A 21671-nucleotide genomic window follows, 5' to 3' on the forward strand; every position below is an offset into this window, starting at 1 on the left:
TATATTGATTTTTTATAAGAACAAAATTTTCTTTACTTTCAGAAAATACTTAGATCCCATTCTTGTGCCATTTGTTTCAATAACAAACTACCTGTTACGCTATTCCCATATTCATCTATGGCCGGTCCATAAATACCAATACCGCATCCATCTTGAAAAGGCAGTCCGCTTCTGGCATTTGGAGGAACTAACGCCATAATCCCACCAGATACTCCACTTTTGGCTGGCACCCCAACAAAAGCCGCAAATTTCCCCGAGGCATTGTACATTCCACAAGTAAGCATTAATGCTTTGGCTAGTTTTGCCACTTTTTTAGGGAGAACTTGTTCTTTACGAATAGGATGGTATCCATCTTGTGCAAGAATCAATCCAAACAGGGCTATGTCTTCCGTGGTCACTTCTATGGAACATTGCTTCAGGTAAACTTCCAAAGCTTCCTCAACATCCGATTCTAAATAATTCGCCTCTTTTAAATAGTGAGCTAAAGCTCTATTTCTATGAGAGGTTTGCCACTCAGATTGATACACTTCCTCATTGATTGTCGGGCGCTTCCCTAACAAATTTTCAAATAATGCATAGAGAAATTCCAATTTTTTTTGTGAAGAATCCCCTGGAAGAAGCGACGCTATAGTAATCGCTCCAGCATTTATCATAGGATTAAACGGTTTTCCCGGCTTATGCATTTCTAAACGAATAATTGAATTGAAAGCATCCCCAGTTGGTTCCACATCGACCCTCTCTAAAACATAAGAAATGCCGCAACCCAAGCATGCGGCTATAAAGCTGAGCACTTTTGAAATACTTTGCAACGTGAAAGGGACTTCACAATCCCCTGACTTCATCATTGTTCCACCTGGCTCTAGTATGCAGATACCTAATTGCGATAAGTGTATATTGCTCAATGCCGGTATATAATTGGCGGTTTGTCCTTCTGTTGCATAGGATCTGTAGTGTGCCACCCATTCATCTAAGCAGGCTTGCTTTTGGCTATTAACGTGAATGTCATACTCTTTTGACAATTCTTCAATCACATTCTTCCACCTCATTAGTTGTTTGTGCTTACTTTATTGGATTTGATGAAAACACAATGAAAATCGTTAAGCGCTTTCAAAATATTTCTAACTACCTTTAATTTTAAAATAGGAACTACATAAACATACGAAAACCTACAAATTCTAAAAAATAAAAATCCACAAAAAAAACGTGATTAATTCACATCAACTGTTACCATTATTTGTTGATAGAAAAACAGATTGGTTTTGCCATAATTGGTACTAAGCCGTTTAATCAGGAACAAAGTAAGCGTTGTATTGAAGCCGATGAAACTGTATACTGATTTTTTAAACAAATTGGGAGGTGACGACTTGAATCTCAGTACGTTAATGAAAAAAGAGGTCAATATCCTTATTCTGATGTTGTTAACAGTACCATTAGCAGGCGAATTGAGTTTTTATCCTTTAAATGAAACGTTTCGAATAAGTTTTGGTCCGCCTGCACTTTTCTTCTTTTTACTATTATTACAGAAAACACCTGCCATTTTTTCAGGCATCTTGACAGGAACAATGGTTGTGGTATTTCGAATCCTAATAGACTTTTTCATGCATGATAATTTTTCCTGGACTTCTTCTTTCCAAGTCCAATATCCTAGTTTTTTCTTTTATTTCACCTATTCCTTTCTTTTTTCTTTAGTGAAAATACACCGCTTTCAAAACCGATCTTTAGTTATTGGATTTATTGGTCTCATTATCGAAATATTGTCCGACTCTGTAGAATTATTCTTTCAATATATTGTATTAGAAACAACGATTACGTTAGGTTCACTAAATGAGATGATCGTGATCGCATTCGGACACAGTTTTATCGTTTTAAGCTTTTTTAATATGATGAAACTTTATGAAGCACAATCAAGAGAAAAGCAAATCAGAAAACAAAATGAACATATGCTGATGCTCATTTCAAATTTATATGAGGAAACGATTCATTTAAAAAAAACATTAAAAAATGCAGAGAATATTACAAAGAAATCGTATGATTTGTATCGTGATTTAAAAGAACTGGAAAAAAGGGAAAAGCAACCTGATGTTCCTGCACAGCAATATAGTCAAAAGGCTTTGCGTATCGCGGGTGAAATGCATGAAGTTAAGAAGGATAATCAACGAATATTTGCTGGTCTATCTAAATTGATCTCCAATGAAAGTTTTAAAGATTATATGAATGCTGCTGAACTCTTTCATTTAATTATCCGAATTAATGAAAAATATGCCTTATCACTTGGAAAGGATATTCAATTTGAATACTCATTAGATGGAAATAACCATTCACATTATCATGTATATACCGTATTATCTCTTTTCAATAATTTAGTCGCTAATGCAGTGGAAGCAATTAAAGAAAAGGGAATCATTCGTTTAAGTTTGTGTGAAATTTGCGACAATGTAGAATTTAAAGTGGCTGATAATGGACCTGGTATCCCTCAAAAATATCAGACCGTTATATTTAAACCTGGATTCACTTCAAAATATGATCAATACGGAACACCTTCAACAGGGATTGGACTCTCATATGTTAATGAAGTCGTGAAAGAACTGGGGGGGGATATCCTATTTGAAAATAAGCTTAACGGGGCCCTTTTTTCAATAAAGTTACCAATTCATAAGTTGATTCAGAGAGGATGATTTCATGCGTTTTTTTATAACAGATGACGATTGTGCTATACGTTCAAACTTAAGCCAAATCATTGAGAACGAAGATTTAGGAGAAGTGGTGGAGGAAGCGGAAGATGGAAGTTTATTAGAAGGACATATTTTGAATTTAAAACAAATTGATATATTATTCATTGATTTATTAATGCCAATTCGAGATGGCATTGAGACACTCCGTCATATAAAAAATACATTTAACGGAAAAGTAATAATGATTTCACAGGTTGAATCCAAGGAGCTAATTGGTGAAGCATACTCGCTCGGAATTGATTATTATATTAATAAACCAATCAATCGTATTGAAATATTAACGGTCATTCGAAAAGTTATGGAACGTATCCATTTGGAAAGATCGATCACTAACATCCAAGCCTCTTTAAATAGTGTATTGAGTTTTGAACAGCCAAAAGTTGCTAAATCAAATAATTTCAATGAGAACAGTATAAAAGAAGTGGGCGAATTTCTTTTATCGGAATTAGGAATCGTTGGAGAAAATGGGGCAAAAGATTTAATGGAAATGCTTCAATATTTATTTATGTATGAACGGACTTTTACTTTTAAACAGCATTTCCCGACCCTTAAAGATATCTTTGTGGAAATCACAAAGAAAAAGCTCGGAACATCAGCTGTGCAGGCTGATATTAATCGTGAAATAAAAGCTGCCGAACAGCGAATACGCAGAACCATCAACCAATCGCTGAATCATTTTGCTTCGCTCGGTTTAACGGATTTTTCAAATCCAAAGTTTGAAAATTACGCTTCTAAATTTTTTGATTTCACAGTCGTTCGCCAAAAGATGAAAGAACTGCAAAATGATTCTACAATAGTTCTTACTCCTACCCGAGTAAATACAAAAAAGTTTATTCAAGTATTTTTTTTCGAAGCGAAACGCTTGAATCCAGATGAAATAATTAGATATAGATAACCCATGAATAATAACAAAAAACTACGGAAGTACTCAAAAAGCATAAAATCCCCTGAAAAATTTCAAGGGATTTTAGCTACGTTCTTATTTTTTCAGCAATAAATACATGAAATAAGGAGCACCGATCAATGCAACCATGATACCTGCAGGAATCCCTTCGGGTTCAATTATATTACGGCCTATCGTATCGGCAAGCAACAATAGCCATCCACCGATTAAAATGGCAACTGGAATGAATAATTGATTTCGAGGTCCTACCAATGATTTTGCTATATGCGGAGCCATGAGTCCAATGAATGCAATTCCGCCTGTAACGGAAACGGCAGCTGCGGCAAGTGCGACAGCAGTTATTAGCAATACAATCCGTTCCTTTTCAATCGATACACCCACTCCAATTGCGACCGGTTCACTTAAACCAAGCAGATTCAAACGATTTGCTTTATATAAAGTGAATGGGATAAGGACGATTAGCCATGGCAGAACTGCCCAAATGAAGGGCCAATCCGTGCCCCAAATATTCCCCGCCAACCATTTTGCGATGAAATCGACTTTTGCCCGTTCCGCCGATGAAATGAGGACAATCATCAGGCCTGAAAGCGCCATTGAAAAACCAACCCCGATCAGCACTAACCGAACGGGTTCAAGACCAACCCTTCTCTTAAATGAGAGTATATATATTAAACAGGCCGTCAGTAACGCGCCGATAAAAGCGACAAGTGGAATCATATAAACAAATGAACCTGCGTCAATCGGGAAAAACAGAAAGAAAGCGGCAATGGCTACACCAGCTCCTGAGTTGATTCCGATGATTCCGGGATCTGCTAAATCATTGCGTGTGATTCCCTGTAGAATGGCTCCCGACAGTGCAAGGGCCATACCTGCTAAAAGGGTAATGATGATTCTTGGTAATCGGACGGAAAATAATATGAATTCCTCTTTAAACGTCCCTTGCCCGAAAAGCGTTGGAATCAGTCGCCCAAAAGAAAGATTCGAATATCCCGAACACGTCCCAATAATGATCGTAATGATAATGAGTGCGGATAATGCACCTAATATCCATCGCTGTTTTTTGACTAATGCTGACTGGATCATGAAAATGCTTTACCTCCTTTACGCACGATTAGGAGGAAGAAAGGTAAACCTATCATCGCAACAACCGCTACCACAGGCGTTTCATATGGAGAATTGATAGTACGTCCGATCGTATCGGCAAGCAACATGAAAGTGGCCCCTAAAATCGCGGACATAGGCAGGATGAATCGATAATCCGTACCCACGATAGCCCGAACCATATGGGGAACCATTAACCCGATGAATACCATATTCCCAACAAGCGCAACGGCAGCACCAGCCAGGAGAATGATGACTACGAAGAGTACCGCCTTTATTTGTGTTGTCTTTTGACCTAATCCTACCGCCACCTCTTCACTTAAGCTAAGTATGGTGAGCTGTCTGGAAAAGAGAAAGGAGATCAGGATGCCTATTAAAATGAACGGGACGATTACACGAAGCTGATCCCATGATGTTCCGATATTCCCGCCTGCAGTCCACATCGAAACATCTTTTGATACTTTGAAATAAATGCCGACACCTTCCGAAACGGCAAATAGGAATGCAGAGACTGCTGCACCAGCCAATACGATCCGTAAAGGAGAAAATCCTCCCTTTTTCATCGCACCTATCCCAAAAACCATGGTTGCCCCCACAGCGGAACCTATAAAACACGCAGTCATGATCCCTAAGTTATTAGCTGTTGGAATAAATGCCAAAGTAATGGCCAGACCCGCATTGGCTCCTGCCGTCAATCCAAGCAACCCCGGATCGGCAAGTGGATTCCTAGTCATCCCCTGCATGATGGCACCAGAAACGGCAAGTGCTGCACCAACAAAGATTGCCCCCACTTCACGAGGGAACCGGATTTCCCGAATGATTGAAATCTTTTCACCGGTAGCATTTGATGTCAGTGCTTGGCAGACATCTCTTACGGTAACATCAGCCGCACCAAATGCCATGGAAATAATGAACATGCATATGAATACAGCAATCCCTATCATCAGTTTACATATAAATGGGATGAAACGTTGATTTTCATTAGTCATCTGTCTCTCTCATCTCTTTTTTTATAGAATAAAAGGAGAGGAATTGGAATCCCTCTCCCTCGCTGTATTATTTTCCAAGAAAACTTTTTGAAAAGAAGTCTAATTGGTATTCTAATGTTATTGGATCATTGAAGTAGAATTCTTTCGCATTAGCTTCAAAGAGTTGATTGTTTTTAACAGCAGGAATGTTTTTATACGTATCTGTTTGTTGGAATGAATTGTCCTCATCTTTATTATTACTCAAAATCACATAATCACCAGCATAGTCTGCCAGAACTTCTAAAGATAATGCGAAGTAACCATCTTTCAACGCCGCTTCTTTTACTTTTTCAGGCATTGCCAATTTCATTTCCTGATAAAGGATTTCCGTTCCACGACCCCAATTATCGCCAAATACATAGAACTGTTTGTCAAACTTTTCGAATACCGAAACGGTAGTATCTTCACCGATTTTAGCTTTAATGTCTTCACCGGTCGCTTTTGCACGTTTTTTGAAATCATCCACCCAAGTTTGGGCTTCTTTTTCTTTATTCAAAAGCTTACCAATTTCTATGTGTTGTGTTAAATAGTCCACTTTTCCGTATGTATATGTTACGGTTGGAGCAATTTCCTTTAATTTATCAACATTTTTAATCGTTGATAAACCAATGATTAAATCCGGATTCAATTCGATGATTTTTTCCAGGTTTTCGTCTGTTACTTCCTCGACGTCTTTTAACTCTTTAAAATTCGGGTTCATTTTAGACCAGGAATCAACCCCTACAAGGTTAACATCCAAAGCCATTACATTACCAGCGAAAGTAGATAGTACTAAAACACGCTTAGGATCTGCCGGAACTTCAACAGGACCATTTTCAGATTGATAAGTGATGGTACCTGATTTTTCCTTTTTGGAAGTGGTGCTTTTTTCTTTTTCGGTTGACTCGTTACCACAAGCACTAATAATTAACACTAACAGCAGTATAAACGGGATCATTATCTTTTTCATTTGTTGTCAAATCTCCTTTTAATAAATTGTATGTGCTGCACATTGGTTTGTTCGTTCGTTGATCTCGTCCGATAACCGCATCAATATGGAATACTTCCTTAAGCACTTCATGTGTGATGACTTCTTCACAATCTCCCGCTTTGACTATTTCCCCGTCTTTTAAGGCAATGATATAGTCGGCAAAGCGAGCAGCTTGGTTTAAATCATGAAGAACCATGACAATCGTACGTTCCTGTTCTACATTTAGCCTCTGTAAGAGTTCTAAAACCTCTAGCTGATGCGCCATATCCAAATAGGTGGTCGGCTCATCAAGGAAGATGATTTCCGTTTCCTGGGCAAGGGCCATGGCAATCCAAACACGCTGGCGCTGACCTCCTGAGAGAGCATCCACCGGACGGAACTTAAAGTCTTTCGTGCCGGTCACTTCAAGTGCCCAATCAATCACATCATAGTCTTTTTGGGTTAGACGCCCAAAACCTTTTTGATAGGGAAAGCGCCCATATGATACGAGCTCGCCAACTGTCAATCCGCTTGCACTCTCGGGTGTCTGCGGAAGTATGGCCATTTTTCTTGCAAGGATCTTAGTGCTCTCTTTTGAGATATTCATCCCATCTAAAACAACCATACCTGATTGATTTGGAATGATCCGGGTGATCGCTTTCAAAAGTGTGGATTTCCCACATCCATTTGAACCGATGATCGTTGTGATTTTTTTATCTGGAATTTCCACACTGAGATCTTTTACAATCAAACGTTCACCATAACCAATATTTAAATTCTCTGTATATAGGCGAACCATTTTTTAACCTCCATTTATTGTAAAAAAGGTAAGTAAAAAATCAAATGAAAATGATTATCATTATCCATTACTTAATTACTATAATTCTATCTAAATATATTGTCAATAGTTATTTCATGGGTATATAAGGAGTAATTCTGATAGGATTATTGAGCTGAACCGTTTCTTAGCGACAAATGAAAACAATAAAGATCCCGGAAATATTTCCGGGATCTTTATTGTTTAGCTCATGTTCAGGATTTTGGTAAATGTCCCTTATGGGAACGGTAAGAATATTACTAAAAGGTCATTTCATCGATCAATGTTTCTTAAATCCTTGCTTCTCCACATAATCTTTCATGTATAACCTGCTTTTCTTTCCAAGCATGGCAGCCATTTGCTCGGTCCAGGTGTCTTTTCGTTTACCTTTAGTCCGACGCTCGTAATAACTCGAGATCGTTTCATTGTACTCTTCAAGCTGTCCGATGAATTTCTGCTTATCCTCCTGATATCCATTTTCATGATAGATATTGGACTGCGGCAAACGCGGCTTTTTATCAGAACGGTTTTTCGGATATCCGACCACTAGGGCGAATAACGGAATGACCCGATGAGGTATATTCAAAATCTCTGACACTTCCGGGAGATTATTGCGGATCCCGCCGATATAGCAAATGCCAAGAGCCATCGATTCTGCGGCCAGCGCTGCATTTTGAGCAGCTAGAGCAGCATCAATACAGGCAACCATGAATTTCTCCGTACTTTCAATCGATTCAGTCAGGTCCGTATTTTCCATTTCGGAAACCATATCCTGACGATATAAATCAGCACAAAAGACGAATAGATGCCCATTCTTCTCTACATAAGATTGTGGTCCGGCAAGTTCAGCAAGCTTGGCTTTCTTTTCCGGATCGGATACCCCTATGATTGAATACGCTTGAATGTAACTTGAAGTCGATGCAGCCTGTGCACATTCCACAATCGTACTGATTTGCTCCTCAGACAATAGCTTGTCCTCAAAAGAACGAATGGAACGGTGATCTAAAATCTTCTCAATAATATGATTCAAAGCTCCCACCCCTATTCAATATGTAAAGTGAAACAAAACAACCATCATCGGGGCTGAATCTACCCCGATGACAGTATGCAGTGATGAAACTCAATCTTTTGTTTTCAAATCCAATTCACGGTAATTTTGCTGTCTCAATGCTTCATAAACCAAGATGGCAGCCGTGTTCGAAAGATTAAGGGAACGTACTTTATCCGTCATTGGAATCCTTAGGCACCTATCCATATTTTCATGGATCAGCTCTTTCGGGAGACCTGTCGTTTCACGGCCAAAAATGAAGTATATCTCACTGTCTTGATCACTGTAATCGAAGCTGGAATGCGGCTGCTCCCCGAATTTCGTTAAGTAATAAAATTCACCGCCGGCATTCTTTTCATAGAACTCTTCCAACGAATCATAATAATGGATCTTTACATTCTCCCAATAATCGAGCCCGGCCCTTTTGAGCTGTTTGTCATCCGTTGAGAAACCGAGCGGACGAATGAGATGTAAAGACGTATCCGTCCCTGCACACGTTCTTGCGATATTGCCTGTATTTGCTGGAATCTGTGGTTGATATAAAACTACATGTATTGACACTTCATTTTCACCTCTAGTTTAAACTTCACCTTAATTATAGCATTAAACAAAAAAGACTAAAAACCAATCACCTTCCATCCAAAATCGCAAAGAATTTATAAACGATATTCGGTGTATACCTAGTCGAATCCTCATACGTCCAATACCGGTGTCGGCTGTTCATCGTATGGGCATTCACAAGCGGCATCCCATCCTGATCCTTCGCCGTTACGATCAAGTTATGATCAAACCGCCCATCCCCTTCGAAATCTATACAGAGGATATCACCCAAATTCAATTCCTTGGCCGTCTTCACCTGCTTTGTCCTGATGGCATTCCCGGCTTTAAGCAGATGATATAAAGAATGGGCCGTCGTCCATGTGTAACTCCAGCTTTTCCCTCTTATCCACCAGCCCTTATTTTTGTTTGGCGCCCCCCACATCGGGATTCCTCCCGCATGTAAACATTGTGAAATGTAATTCGTACAATCATCAGTGAATTTATTATAAGCCGGATTGAATTCGTTCCACCAACGCTCGGCATATTGGACGGCCTTCATCCGATCGTACTTATATGCGAGACGATCTGCACCTGGATCAGATTCTGGCGGTACCTCTTCCGTTTCAATGGTGGGAAACAGCTCACGTTCATCCACTATATACCCATTTCGAAACCGAGCCTCCCGTTCTTCCATTTCTTCTTCTATATAAAATGAATCCTCCTGTTTCAATAAATATTGCAGGTGCACATGATAAGTCAGGACAGTATCCATGTCTTCCTTTCTCTTCGAATGAACCTTGCCTGCAGCATTCACCCGAACAATTTCCGCAGCACGGTTCCTCATCAAATCCTTTTTCAGATGTAACTTCCTTTCACTCCGTTCCTGATTATCGGAAGTATAAAACTCCACTCTTTCTTGTAAAAGGCGTTGCAATTGATTCCTCAAGTTCATGCCCTCCTTCTTACCATCTATGCTAATGTGTATGTATGAGGGCATGGACAAAAACACAACTTCATAAAATGAGGGTTTCACCCCTTTCGAATCTTATAAATATATAGAAAGTTTCCTTGAAGGAACTCGGAATATCTTAAGCAAAAAAGCAGCCCCGTTAATATTAACGGGGCTGCTACGTCTTACATATCATTTTGTTTCCAAGGTAAACTGTAGTCCTTTTTCTATTTCCGCCAATACCTCTTCATCCGTTTCCTTCATTCGTGCTTCTTCCAGTATGGAAACGGCCTGCTCCCGACCAATTTTACCAACTGCCCAGGCTGCCGTTCCCCGTATGACGGGCCGCGGATCATCCTTCATGACCAGGATCAATTCAGGCAATGCCGTTTCATCTTTGAAGTGGGCCAATGCTAAAATGGCATTTCGTTGGATTGGTTTTTTACCGCGCCAAGAGCCAGATACATGGCCGTATGTCTCTTTGAATTCCCGATTTGAAATCGTAAGCAGAGGTTTCAACAGCGGTTTTGCTAACTCGGGGTCGGGTTCCATCTCTTCATGAAGATGAAAATCCATTCCTTTGTTTTTGGGGCATACGGTCTGACATGTATCACATCCATACAAACGATTGCCTATTTTCGTCCTAAACTCATCCGGTAGGAAACCCTTTGTCTGCGTTAAGAACGCAATGCAACGCTTGGAATTTAGCTGACCACCCTGAACGAGCGCACCTGTCGGGCAAACATCGACACATTTATTGCATGTCCCGCATTGATCTTCCATCGGTTGATCCGGTTCAAATGGCAGGTTGGTGATCATGTCTCCCAAGTAGACATAAGACCCGTATTCCGGAGTGATGATCATACTGTTTTTTGCACTCCAGCCAATTCCTGCCCGCTCAGCAACAGCCCGATCTGATAATTCGCCCGTATCAACCATTGACTTCGCCACTGCCCCTGGCACTTTATCTTTAATGAAATCCTCAAGTAACTGCAATTTATTCCGAAGGACGGCATGGTAATCCGTTCCCCACGAAGCCCGACAAAAAATCCCGCGTCGCTCACCTTTTGTACTTTGCGGAGCATCCTTCAATTTCGAAGGATACGCAAGCGCAATCGAAATGATGGATTGCGGTTTATCGAATATCAATTCAGGCCTGACCCTTTTTTCTATATCGGCTTCTTCAAACCCTGACTGATAATCCAGTTCCTGTTGACGTACCAGCCGACCTTTCAATTCGGTAAACGCCGTGGCCGATGTAAACCCGATTTTATCGATGCCGATCTCTTTACTATATAAAATCACTTCTTGCTTGAATGTATTCATATCCATATTAATCACCTACGTTCATTCAGTATTCCCATCGAAGCTTGTATTCATTTCAAACCATTGCTATCTATGATAAACTAATTCCAATCATTTTTGGAGGTGTAACGTCTTGGAAATTACCATATCGGCTAATCTTAGCAGCAAAATCCCTGAATTCAAAGTTGGGATCATTACATATGAAAACATCGAAGTAGGTCCCTCCCCGCAAATGGTGAAAGGAAGACTTCAATTATTTCAGGAGGCTCTTTTCTTCGACCTTGAAGAAAAGGAGTTGACCGACTTTTCCGGCATTAAAGAGTGGCGAGAGATTTTCAAGACCACAGGAACCAACCCGTCACGGTATCGCCCATCCGTGGAAGCCCTTTACCGCCGCGTTAAAAAACAGAATTACTTGACACCCATCCATTCAGCCATCGATTTGAATAACTTCTTCTCCCTTTTATATGAAGTTCCTATCGGCATTTATGATGCGGATAAATTAGCGGGTGACATCTCGATTAAGATTGGCGAGGGAACAGATGGTTATGACGGTTTGAACGGCCGCTTGAATTCCATGGAAAATATGATTACATCAGCCGATCATGATGGTGCTTTCGGAAGTCCATACGTTGATTCAGAACGAACGAAAGTCACCGAAGAGACGAAAAGGGCCATCCAAATCATTTATTTACAACCCAAGACTCCAATCACTGAAGCCCATCAGCTAACGAAATCTTTGATGGACATGTTCCTTGAAATACACGGTGGTGAAGGGACTTACTCGATTGTAGAAGGATAATCAAAATTGAACGGAAATAAACCCTTTCCACAATCGGAAGGGGTCTTTTCATAATTTCCAAGGAACTAGCTAGTATCCTTTTATTTACCCTCTCGTCCACCCCGATAAAGGAGTATCATGATTCCTGAATGGAAGAGCATATAAGAATGATTGAAATAGCAAGATTAGATTTGGACACAGTTAATGTAAGCCAACTACTTGAAATTAATTTCATACCATTTTGTTAACCATTACTATAATAGTTTTTCATTACCTCTTTTGACCAATTGGGTTGTTTCACTTGGCCAATCGGGCCAAATTCAGACATATAAGGTTTAATATCCAATACTGGCGTTCCATCAATGGCATCCAAAGCCCTCACAGTTATCTTTAGACCCTCTACTTTTAACAATTCACATCTGGATACACCAAGCTGATTTGGCCTTGCTTTGGCCCTTTGAGAAAAGATACCTACCTTTGGCCAATCAGTTCGATTTCTTGGATGCCTGGCATTGAACTGAATTTTGTCTGGGTCCACTTTATTCATATAAAATATGACTTCAATATGTGAAAATTGTTCTAATCCAAACAGGCAATCTTCTTTGAATTTGGATTCATCCATAATTATCTCAGAAATTACTTCTCCCCAATAATCATCTTCCAAATTAACTCTATTATTTTGGATTAAACCTATTGGTTCTAAAAGTAGTGACATTTTCGCTTCCCCCTCCATATTCACAATTCAAAATGGATCCATTGAACAAACTTCCCGAAATTCTCCTCTAACCATTAAAGGATCAGGATTTACGCGAAAACATGAAATATATTTACTCTCATTATCAATATTACAAGATTGGGTAATCGCATTACAAATATTTCCTCCAATACCTTTTATTCAAAGAAGCAATCACAACAATAAACGTTTGTTTGGACAAAAAAAGCACACCCTTGTTCAAACTGATTCTACTACCGTAGTTAATCAGTTTGAACATGAGTGGGCTGCATGCATCAAAATAGCCACCCTCCTGGATGGTAATTTTGGACAATAAAAAAATTCCACTGTAAACAGTAGAATCCTAGTTATAATATTTAAACGCAAAGCTTCGTTCTCCAGGTAACGAAACCCTACGTTATGAGTATGTATTGGAGCGGGTGAAGGGAATCGAACCCTCATCATCAGCTTGGAAGGCTGAGGTTTTACCACTAAACTACACCCGCATAATCCTTGTAGAACTTTGTCGAATTACCAACAAAATTAATTATATAGTTTAATGTGAAAAAATGCAATAGTTCTTTTTAAAAAAATTTAAATTAATGGATTGTAACGATAATATATTCATTCACTTTAGTAAAGATGTTAAAAAGTCCCCTGATTCAGAGAACTTTTTCATCCTATATTATATTATGACCATATGACTTCCATTAACCGCGGATAAACCTGCTGTGCCGTTTCAAGCAGCATGATTAACTTCCTGAACGCGAGATCCGGTACGATATCCCCCTCGATGGAGTATGAATACCTAATGGAAATCGTCCCATTTTCTTCATAAAGCTTTGAATACCTAAAATTAGCATTATATTCATTCAACAGTGTATGTACATCCTGTTTCTTTTCAGGATTCTTCAACTCGGCGACATTAAAGCAAAATAAGTCCGCCACATTTTCATCTTCATTGAATGCAAATACTAAAAGGACCTTCCACCCGTCCTTTAACTTTTGCTCAGCTCTAAAAAAGGTGGTGCCATCTTCATTCAACTCATTCATATAGATTTTCTCACTAGTTAAAAAATCACGAAATTTAGCAACGTTTGACATGGTTCATCACCTTTCTCTATGTATTTACATTTTATAATGAAAATTGGCATTTTTACAGATTTTTTTACAAACATTCCAATTGCATCCTATTAACAGAGGCGAAGAAATCACTCGTTAAATGAATGGGAGCCAAATATGAACTCCCTTATTAGAATCAATAGATTGATTAGCCAGTTGCTTCTCCGCAAAACTGAAGCGCTTCTTGAAGGTCCAAAATTTCCCGGCGGATTTTTGAATATCCTTCAATTTCAGGCACTTCTTTACTAGTATGTGATCTACCTTTATCTGCCGCTATCGCCATAGTTTCGAAAACATACAGCAACTGAGCGAGCTTTCTCTCTGATAGTACTGGCCGTTCAGAGGATTTCAAGCTGGCATTTAGATAATAGCCCATCTGTTCTATCGAAAATATAACGGGCCAAAGAGATTCCAGTCTAGCCTTGTTTTTGAATATCTCACCAAGGGATGCATTGTAGACCGTTAATAGATTCACCATATTTGTTTGCATTTTGTTCCTTTCGCTGCTTTCATCAATTGCAAGGTCATTATCTTTTTCAGAGAACGCCATCAATAATAACCGCCCCTGGCTTCGAATCGTTTTGGCTATCAAATGATTGAGAAGACTGGATGCCGAACGACTTCCGAGCAACAGCGACCCAATAAGACCTATCAAGCTTCCAACGACGATATCGGTTATCCTTACAGTCGCAAAAAAACTGAAATCATAACTTTGAGATGAATATTCGGCCATGATCAATGCTGAAGGGGTAAAAAACATCGCCGCCAATCCATAATTCCGAACGATGAAAAGCTCTGTAATGAATGTCAAACATAAAATGATCAGAACGATGATGAACTCTTTATGAACGGCTGCTAGAATTAAACTTGCTATCAGGAGTCCGATGACCGTCCCGAAAGTCCTTTGGACCGCCCGATGGAATGTGGCGATGATGGTCGAACCCGACATAACGGCCGCACAGGATAAGGGAATCCAGTACGAACGGTTAAAATCGGCGGAATAGGCGATGATGGCAGCAATGGTAAGGATTGTTCCATATCGAACGGAAGAGAGGAAGACAATTGAATTCTTATCGAACGCCCCAAGAAAAATGGTTTTTAAAGAAGGCTTTGAGATGGTTGCTGCTTGATCGATTTTCTTGACGGGTTCATTCATGATGGCATCTGCATTATAAATCTTCATGAATAACTCTTCCACCTCTTCAGTCATTTGGTCAGGTTGAAGGATCTTTTTTTTATTCTTTGTTTTAGATGCAATTGAACCTGCCAGGGCATGAACGGATTGACCTAATTCTTGCGGCAGTACGATATTTTTGTTCAAGGAAATTTCCAGTGCCTCCAAGAATATGGCATTCGCATGTTCATTCAATAAGAACAACCGCTTTAACTCATCTGAACTTCGCCTGTTTGAAAACCCGGCTAACAGTGTATCTTCAGCGAGTTTCATCGCCATTACCGTTCCCTGTCTTGCTTTATTGAATTTCACGGTTCCCATGGAATCAAAGAATGCCCCCAATTCTCTGTACACCTTTCCCACCGCAAGCGATTCTGGTCCATGAGGGTTGAAAAACCAGCCTAACATACAGATTATCCAAGATAGTGCCCCACCCATTAAAACGAGGCCCCCACGCAACGGGGCCAAACTTTGATCAACTGGCATACCTGTCGCAAGTGCAAAACTCAAGACGAAGAATACCGCCGAAGGACCGGTAATCTTTAATGCACCAAATAGAAAAAAAACACTCGCCCCGATGATTCCCATCATTATGGCTGTTCCCAATTGGTATGGAGCCAAAAGCGTCCCTAAAACAACAGATAAAGCAAGACCCACCATCACAAAGAAAATCTTTTTAGCTCTTTGGTGATACGGTTGGTTAAAAACGTATAAATAAGTGAAACCTCCTATCCCTGCCAGTAAACCGTAAGCTAAATTTCCGAGTAATAAACCAATGAAAACAGGTAAGGCAGCAGCTATGCCTGCACTTAGTGCTTTTATCCAAGGAAATGGATTCTTTTTTATTTCAAAAGCCTGTTTAAATGTCGTATGTATCGCATCTAATTTCAGAGATTCGGAAGAGGACCTGTGCTTATTTTCAACCATTTTCAATTTATCCTTTCATTAATGATTCTATTAACTCTGCAGTGAAAGCTATGTCTGATGAGGTGACTTCTAATAATTAATATCCTTCATATGGATAAAAAGATACCACTAAAGGTAATGAAGGATTATCAGTTTGTAGACAAAAGGGGTTCTATCTAAATTTTAAAACAAAGTAGATTGGAGCGGGTGTGCGAGACTCCTGCGGGAAAAGCGCGTCCAGAGGATACCCCGCAGGCGCAAAAGCGCCGAGGTCGGACCGCCCGCGGAAAGCGAGTGCCTGGAGGCAAAGTTCAAATTGTACAAACTCTAAAAAAAATGTAGGCAAACTCGATTTTCATCGAGTTTGTCTACATTCTGGGATTATATCTTTTTATTAAAAGGAAAACGGCCTTTCCCCGATTGAATATCGAAAAAAGCCGCTTTTATTATAAGCTGCTTTAAAATCACAACAAAGGCCTGCCTCCGCCGTATTTCCATAAAACTTATAGTTTAGCGAATTCAGGTTCCGCTACTTTTACAAGCTGTTTACCGAGGTTCGTTCCTTTAAACAAACCTAAAAATGCATCTGGTGTGTTCTCGAACCCTTCAATAATCGTTTCCTCATACTTCAGCTTTCCTTCTTGGAGCCATTTTCCTAAATCCGTCGCACCCTCTTGGAATCTATCGGCATAATTTCCAACTGTGAAACCTTTCATAAGTGCACTCGTTTTGATCATCGCCGATTGCAGACGCGGTCCTAGATCTTTTCCTTCTGCATTATACGAGGAGATCGCTCCGCATAATGGAATTCGGGCATTCGGATTCAAAAGTGTGAAAACAGCATCGGACACCTCGCCGCCGACATTATCGAAATAAACATCGACTCCATCAGGAACAGCATTAGCTAAATCTGCAGTAAAACTATCCTTTTTATAATTTACGGCACTATCAAATCCGAGCTCTTTCGTTAAGTACTCAAGTTTTTCATCTGAACCTGCGATGCCAACAACTTTCGCACCTTTAATCTTAGCGATTTGTCCAACTACTGAACCAACAGCACCAGCTGCCCCGGAAACCACTACAGTTTCACCATCTTGTGGCTTACCGATATCAAGCAATCCAAAGTAAGCTGTTAAACCGGTCATTCCAAGAATCCCTAAATGAGTTGTGACCGGAGCCACCTTGGGATCAATCACGCGGATTTCCTTTTCAGTGACAACTGTATATTCTGCCCAGTCGATATTCCCAACAACCACATCCCCTTGTTTGAAGGAATTCGATTTGGACTCTACAACTTCAGCAACAACGCCACCCGTGATGACCTTATTCAATTCAAATGGAGCAATATATGATTTGGTCTCCTGCATTCTTCCACGCATGTATGGATCGACGGATAAATATAGCGTCCGTACTAATATCTCATTATCTTTTGGTTTGGGAACTTCACTCTCAACAAAGTTAAAATCCCCTTTCGAAGGCATACCTTTTGGACGGTTTGCCAGGGTGATTATTTGTTGTTTGGTTTGTGTCATCATTCGTTCCTCCTTGGTTTTGAATACGTAATTTCGAAAAGAAGCGTATCACCGATGAAGTTCGTAGGTCAAAGAATATGACTGCCCATTGCTTCCATAACACTCTTTATGTAGCCTTTACTGGAAATCCTAAAATTGCTATGACCTATTATGTCCCATGTTTTTCATTCATATAAAGGTCATGAGCATAATGGCTGAATGAACAAAGGCTTGGTTAATAACCTTTGAGCAAATAAAAAAACCGTTTATTTTGGTCTACATTATGAAACATACAATCCATATTTTAGAGTGACCGTAAAATGAAACAAGAATTAAGGAACAGTCAGGGATAAAAAATATATCCAAGATTAAACTTGGATGACATAGAGAGCGGCAAACTTATCATTTTTCTCGCATATGGAATTCTACAATACATGGATCTCTTCCAAGAAAAATTCAACGGCCTTTCCCCTATTGAATACCGAGAAAAGGCCGCAGCTTGAAATACTCTTTTTTATTGTACACTCGACAGGGGTACTGCCCCTTCTTCTTATGAACTGGTTTAATAAACTAACTCGTGGATAGTCTACATCAATTTTGAAATGAACATTGTTGCAATTCCAAAGTAAATAAGTAACGAGAGTATGTCATTTAGTGTTGTAATTAATGGACCCGAAGCAACTGCAGGATCGATGTTGAATTTATATAATATCAGAGGAATAATGGTCCCAGCTAAAGTCCCAATAATCAGTGTCATGACTAATGAACTTCCAACCACTAATCCCAGAACGGGATTACCCTGCCAAACATAAGCTATGATGGAAATTAAAATTCCACAGGTAACACCTATTATCAATCCAACTTTAAGCTCTCGTATAATAAGTCTGGTAACCACTCCCTTATCCGTGTCACTAGTAATCAGGCCTCTTACAACAACAGCTAAAGATTGAGTACCTGTATTTCCAGTCATCCCAGCAATCATCGGCATAAAGAAGGCAAGTGCAACAACTTTGGACAATGTTTCTTCAAAGCCGCTTATAATGGTTCCAGACACTAATCCGATAAATAAAAGTAAAATAAGCCAGGGTAGCCGACGATATGCGGCCACGTGCGCCTTCGTGTCAAAATCTATGGATTTACCAGATGCCGAGAGTTTTTCAATATCTTCATTCGCTTCCTTAATGACAACATCAATGATGTCATCAACGGTTACAATTCCTAATAACTCATTATTTTTTTCAACAACAGGAATCGCTAAAAAATCATAACGCTCAATAACACCGGCTACCTCTTCTTGATCTTCATAAGCAAATACGGAGATAACCCGGCTGTACATTATATCTTGAATTTTTTCAGATTCATCATTTATTATTAAATCCCGATATGAGACAACACCCACTAATTTTTTATCGTTATCTATTACATAAAGATAGTTAATCGTTTCCGAAAACTCCGCAAAGATTTTAAGCTTTTCAACTGATTCACGAACCGTATAATGTTGGGGGATCCATACAAAACGGTTCGTCATTATTCGTCCTGCCGTTTCCGGGGGATAATTCATGATATTTTGAACGATTTTAGATTCTTCTTGTTTCATACCTGAAAGAAGTTCTTCAATTTTTTCAGGGGATAGGTTCTCTAACAATGAAGCTAGATCATCATTATCCATTAAATCCATTACATGGCCGGATTTCTCAATTCCTAATTTACTAAGAATCTTTAATTGATGTACTTTTTCAAGTTCTTGAATCAGTTCAGCAATTTGTTCTGAATCAAGGAACAACAAGAAACGTGTATGATGTTTTTCTGGGAGTCCCTCGAATATTCGAGCAATGTCATATGGTTGGAGTTCTTCTAATATTGCTTGAAATTCTTTCTTTTTTCCTTCTTTTAAAACTTTTATGATTTGTAAAGTTATTTGGTCTTCTGTCAGGACTTTCATTTTGCCCTCAACTCCTTTTAGGGGAGTAAAAAAATATTATTATTCCCCTTCAAAATCTTTGTGTTCATTCAATTTTCATTAAGCTTGGAGTATATCGCCGTGAGTGGTGACCCACAATCCTAACCTCCAGGAAAAAATAAAAACACCTCCATTACAAATGAAGGTGTTAAATACGGTATATATGCGTACATTGCCTGGAAGACAAATACAAACAGCCGTAAATGGCTGAATGACAAATACATAGCATAAATCCAGTTCCTCCATTCGTAGAGCTTTAGCACTGTGTGGCATAGGACAAAGCCAGCTACATTAAAAACCACCTTATGTCGATGGTTTCTGTTGACCCATTGGCGTCTTTCGACATTTTTGGGCAGTAGCGTATCTCCTACACAGGAGCCTCACCTAACGAGGATATTTAATTTACACATCCACTCTAAAAGAGATTCTATTAGATGTCAATGTTTGATTTATAGTACGCCTCCTATGGATGGAAATCAATTGGCTATAAGATTATTATCAGAATTATTGGGATTTTGTAGTGAAATACACTAATAATGAAGACGGAAGGAAGTGAAATTCAAGAAAAATTGAGAATGAATGAGTTACTGAAACAAAAATCAGATTGCATCATTGGATTTTATCAATGTTACACTAAATGTACTCAGTAGAACATCTTCTAGTGTCTAATTATTTTAAGATCAACGAGCTACTGTTCCGTGTCCTTAGTTCTGCAACCTATCATCAATACAAAAGCACTTACGATAATACATATTATCGACAAAAGTCTTTTCATTTGAAAGCCATTGAAGGTAGGTGGGAAGGAGATATAAAGATTCCAAATCAACCGTTTCCAAAGCGTTACATAAGGAAAAAGGAGATTCTGAATTACTTATACTCGAAAAGATTAAAACCAAGAGAACTGAAGAATACACCTTTCGTCCCGAGCATTATTAATTTTTGGGAGCAACGCGCTTATCGCGACTTTCTACCTAGTTTTTCTCAATTAGATTCCGATAGGTTGGGGAAATTGATATCGCTTTCGGTAAGGCGGTGATCACCGTAAATGGAACAGGACTCATGGACTGTAGTCGTGAGCTGTACAGCGTATCAGGTCATTTAATGCCGAAGCTACACATCATTCTCAAAATGGCACGAAAAATATATTCTATCGAGGTAATGTTGCAAATATTGTCCACTTAAAATAGCCCTCCTTCATTTACATGATGCTATTCACCTTGGCGAACGATCCCTTTTCAACAAAATTCACTTCAAATAAAACACTGTTAGGTAATCTAACAAAGTGGGAGATATTGTATAAAATCATTAGTATAATTGATGAAATTACATTAAGAAAGGAAAGATCATTATGCAAATGTTTATACATGCTTTAAAAAAGAACACTACATGTATCTTTGAAATCATTTATCTGTATATACTGTTCTTTTTTTCAGAACTACAAACTACTACTGCAAGCTTATTAAAAATAAAGTAGCGATTTATGTAATTAATACCTCTTGAATAAACTTATGATAAAAGATCCTCTAGTTCCGAACATTCCCTAACGATAATTTTATTTCATCTCCAAAGTCAAAACTTTCAACAGTCAAAACAGCCATTTTTCACACTTTGTATGTCCGATCCCTCAAGGGCGAATTGACAATCTCTTTGCTGGATCCAGATCAATAAGCTTGGAAATCCGACTAGCGTTTTTAATAAATTGACTCAGCCCCTTTTATCAACAGGTAATAATTCTATCCATCATCCCAATTGAACTACCGCTTACTGGCCGTGAAACAGTGTGGAAGAAGTGTGTATCCACACTGCATCTCACGGTTCATGTTTTCTTCTTGTTGTACTACATCTTTGAGTACGACCTGCAACGCTTACTAATAACTTAGAATTCCCCTGCTTCAGCTTACTACCCCTCTTTAGTAAAATTTTAAGTACAAATTACATATCATAAAATGTCGCCACTCTGTTCAAATTCATCAACATAAACTATATGCCTATATCCTGGAGGGTAATTTTCGGTTTTTATCTTTGAAACAATGGTTTGAATATCGCTTGGATAAAGATGTACTTTTCAATTGAAAAACATAAGTTCATCAAAAAGGGACAAACTGTATTTGAAAAAAGAAAGGAGATGTGAG

General features: G+C 39.0%; 17 protein-coding genes, 1 tRNA gene and 1 riboswitch. Of the genes, 3 read left to right on the forward strand and 15 right to left on the reverse strand.

What is annotated here, in order from left to right; all coding sequences use genetic code 11:
- Positions 1–38: 38 nt before the first annotated feature.
- A complete protein-coding gene (locus QUF94_RS22385) occupies positions 39–1028 on the reverse strand; it encodes a glutaminase (RefSeq protein WP_289318474.1) in 990 nt (329 codons plus the stop codon).
- A 384-nt stretch (positions 1029–1412) separates the two neighbouring features.
- Between QUF94_RS22385 and QUF94_RS22390 the strand changes: the two genes are divergently transcribed.
- Both QUF94_RS22390 and QUF94_RS22395 read left to right on the forward strand, forming a co-directional pair.
- Positions 1413–2675, forward strand: coding sequence for a sensor histidine kinase (locus QUF94_RS22390; protein ID WP_289318475.1), 1263 nt, complete (start codon positions 1413–1415; stop codon positions 2673–2675).
- Between the two features lie 4 nt (positions 2676–2679).
- The gene (locus tag QUF94_RS22395) at positions 2680–3627 is read left to right on the forward strand and encodes a response regulator (RefSeq protein WP_289317783.1); all 948 of its coding nucleotides are present in this window, start codon (positions 2680–2682) and stop codon (positions 3625–3627) included.
- A gap of 84 nt (positions 3628–3711) precedes the next feature.
- Here the strand turns inward: QUF94_RS22395 and QUF94_RS22400 are convergent, their stop codons facing one another.
- The 8 genes from QUF94_RS22400 to queG all read right to left on the reverse strand — a co-directional run bounded on the left by QUF94_RS22400 (position 3712) and on the right by queG (position 11400).
- A complete protein-coding gene (locus QUF94_RS22400; protein ID WP_353957690.1) occupies positions 3712–4659 on the reverse strand; it encodes a FecCD family ABC transporter permease in 948 nt (315 codons plus the stop codon).
- A 56-nt stretch (positions 4660–4715) separates the two neighbouring features.
- Positions 4716–5726 (reverse strand): FecCD family ABC transporter permease, encoded by a 1011-nt coding sequence (locus QUF94_RS22405; protein WP_289317785.1) that lies wholly within the window; start codon positions 5724–5726, stop codon positions 4716–4718.
- A 67-nt stretch (positions 5727–5793) separates the two neighbouring features.
- The gene (locus QUF94_RS22410; protein WP_289317786.1) at positions 5794–6714 is read right to left on the reverse strand and encodes an iron-hydroxamate ABC transporter substrate-binding protein; all 921 of its coding nucleotides are present in this window, start codon (positions 6712–6714) and stop codon (positions 5794–5796) included.
- The gene (locus tag QUF94_RS22415) at positions 6665–7513 is read right to left on the reverse strand and encodes an ABC transporter ATP-binding protein (protein ID WP_289317787.1); all 849 of its coding nucleotides are present in this window, start codon (positions 7511–7513) and stop codon (positions 6665–6667) included. Before QUF94_RS22415 ends, QUF94_RS22410 begins: the two co-directional genes overlap by 50 nt.
- A gap of 298 nt (positions 7514–7811) precedes the next feature.
- Positions 7812–8561: an oxygen-insensitive NADPH nitroreductase gene (gene nfsA / locus QUF94_RS22420; RefSeq protein ID WP_289317788.1), complete on the reverse strand. Its 750-nt coding sequence runs from the start codon at positions 8559–8561 to the stop codon at positions 7812–7814.
- Between the two features lie 90 nt (positions 8562–8651).
- Complete coding sequence (trmL, locus tag QUF94_RS22425) at positions 8652–9140, reverse strand: tRNA (uridine(34)/cytosine(34)/5-carboxymethylaminomethyluridine(34)-2'-O)-methyltransferase TrmL (RefSeq protein WP_289317789.1); 489 nt, start codon at positions 9138–9140, stop codon at positions 8652–8654.
- Positions 9141–9207: 67 nt separating this feature from the next.
- Complete coding sequence (locus QUF94_RS22430; RefSeq protein ID WP_289317790.1) at positions 9208–10065, reverse strand: amidase domain-containing protein; 858 nt, start codon at positions 10063–10065, stop codon at positions 9208–9210.
- Positions 10066–10260: 195 nt separating this feature from the next.
- Positions 10261–11400, reverse strand: a complete 1140-nt coding sequence (queG, locus tag QUF94_RS22435) for a tRNA epoxyqueuosine(34) reductase QueG (RefSeq protein ID WP_289317791.1) — start codon at positions 11398–11400, stop codon at positions 10261–10263.
- 106 nt (positions 11401–11506) lie between these two features.
- Here queG and QUF94_RS22440 point away from each other — a divergent pair, with 106 nt between their 5' ends.
- On the forward strand, positions 11507–12175 hold the full coding sequence (locus QUF94_RS22440; protein ID WP_289317792.1) for a B3/B4 domain-containing protein: 669 nt from the start codon (positions 11507–11509) through the stop codon (positions 12173–12175).
- Between the two features lie 223 nt (positions 12176–12398).
- Here the strand turns inward: QUF94_RS22440 and tsaA are convergent, their stop codons facing one another.
- The 6 genes from tsaA to mgtE all read right to left on the reverse strand — a co-directional run bounded on the left by tsaA (position 12399) and on the right by mgtE (position 19521).
- The gene (gene tsaA / locus QUF94_RS22445) at positions 12399–12869 is read right to left on the reverse strand and encodes a tRNA (N6-threonylcarbamoyladenosine(37)-N6)-methyltransferase TrmO (protein ID WP_289317793.1); all 471 of its coding nucleotides are present in this window, start codon (positions 12867–12869) and stop codon (positions 12399–12401) included.
- 429 nt (positions 12870–13298) lie between these two features.
- Positions 13299–13372: transfer RNA gene (locus QUF94_RS22450), tRNA-Gly, on the reverse strand.
- Positions 13373–13556: 184 nt separating this feature from the next.
- Entirely contained in the window at positions 13557–13970 is a 414-nt protein-coding gene (locus tag QUF94_RS22455; protein ID WP_289317794.1) for a YbjN domain-containing protein, read from the reverse strand.
- Positions 13971–14136: 166 nt separating this feature from the next.
- Complete coding sequence (locus tag QUF94_RS22460) at positions 14137–16089, reverse strand: FUSC family protein (protein WP_289317795.1); 1953 nt, start codon at positions 16087–16089, stop codon at positions 14137–14139.
- Positions 16090–16571: 482 nt separating this feature from the next.
- Positions 16572–17600 carry an NADP-dependent oxidoreductase gene (locus QUF94_RS22465; protein WP_289317796.1) on the reverse strand — a complete coding sequence of 343 codons (1029 nt, stop codon included), beginning with the start codon at positions 17598–17600 and terminating at the stop codon, positions 16572–16574.
- Between the two features lie 565 nt (positions 17601–18165).
- The gene (gene mgtE / locus QUF94_RS22470) at positions 18166–19521 is read right to left on the reverse strand and encodes a magnesium transporter (RefSeq protein ID WP_289317797.1); all 1356 of its coding nucleotides are present in this window, start codon (positions 19519–19521) and stop codon (positions 18166–18168) included.
- A 251-nt stretch (positions 19522–19772) separates the two neighbouring features.
- Positions 19773–19938: riboswitch (M-box (ykoK) riboswitch) on the reverse strand.
- Between the last annotated feature and the right edge of the window lie 1733 nt (positions 19939–21671).

It is taken from the genome of Peribacillus sp. NJ4 (assembly GCF_030348345.1).
Taxonomy (GTDB): Bacteria; Bacillota; Bacilli; order Bacillales; family DSM-1321; genus Peribacillus.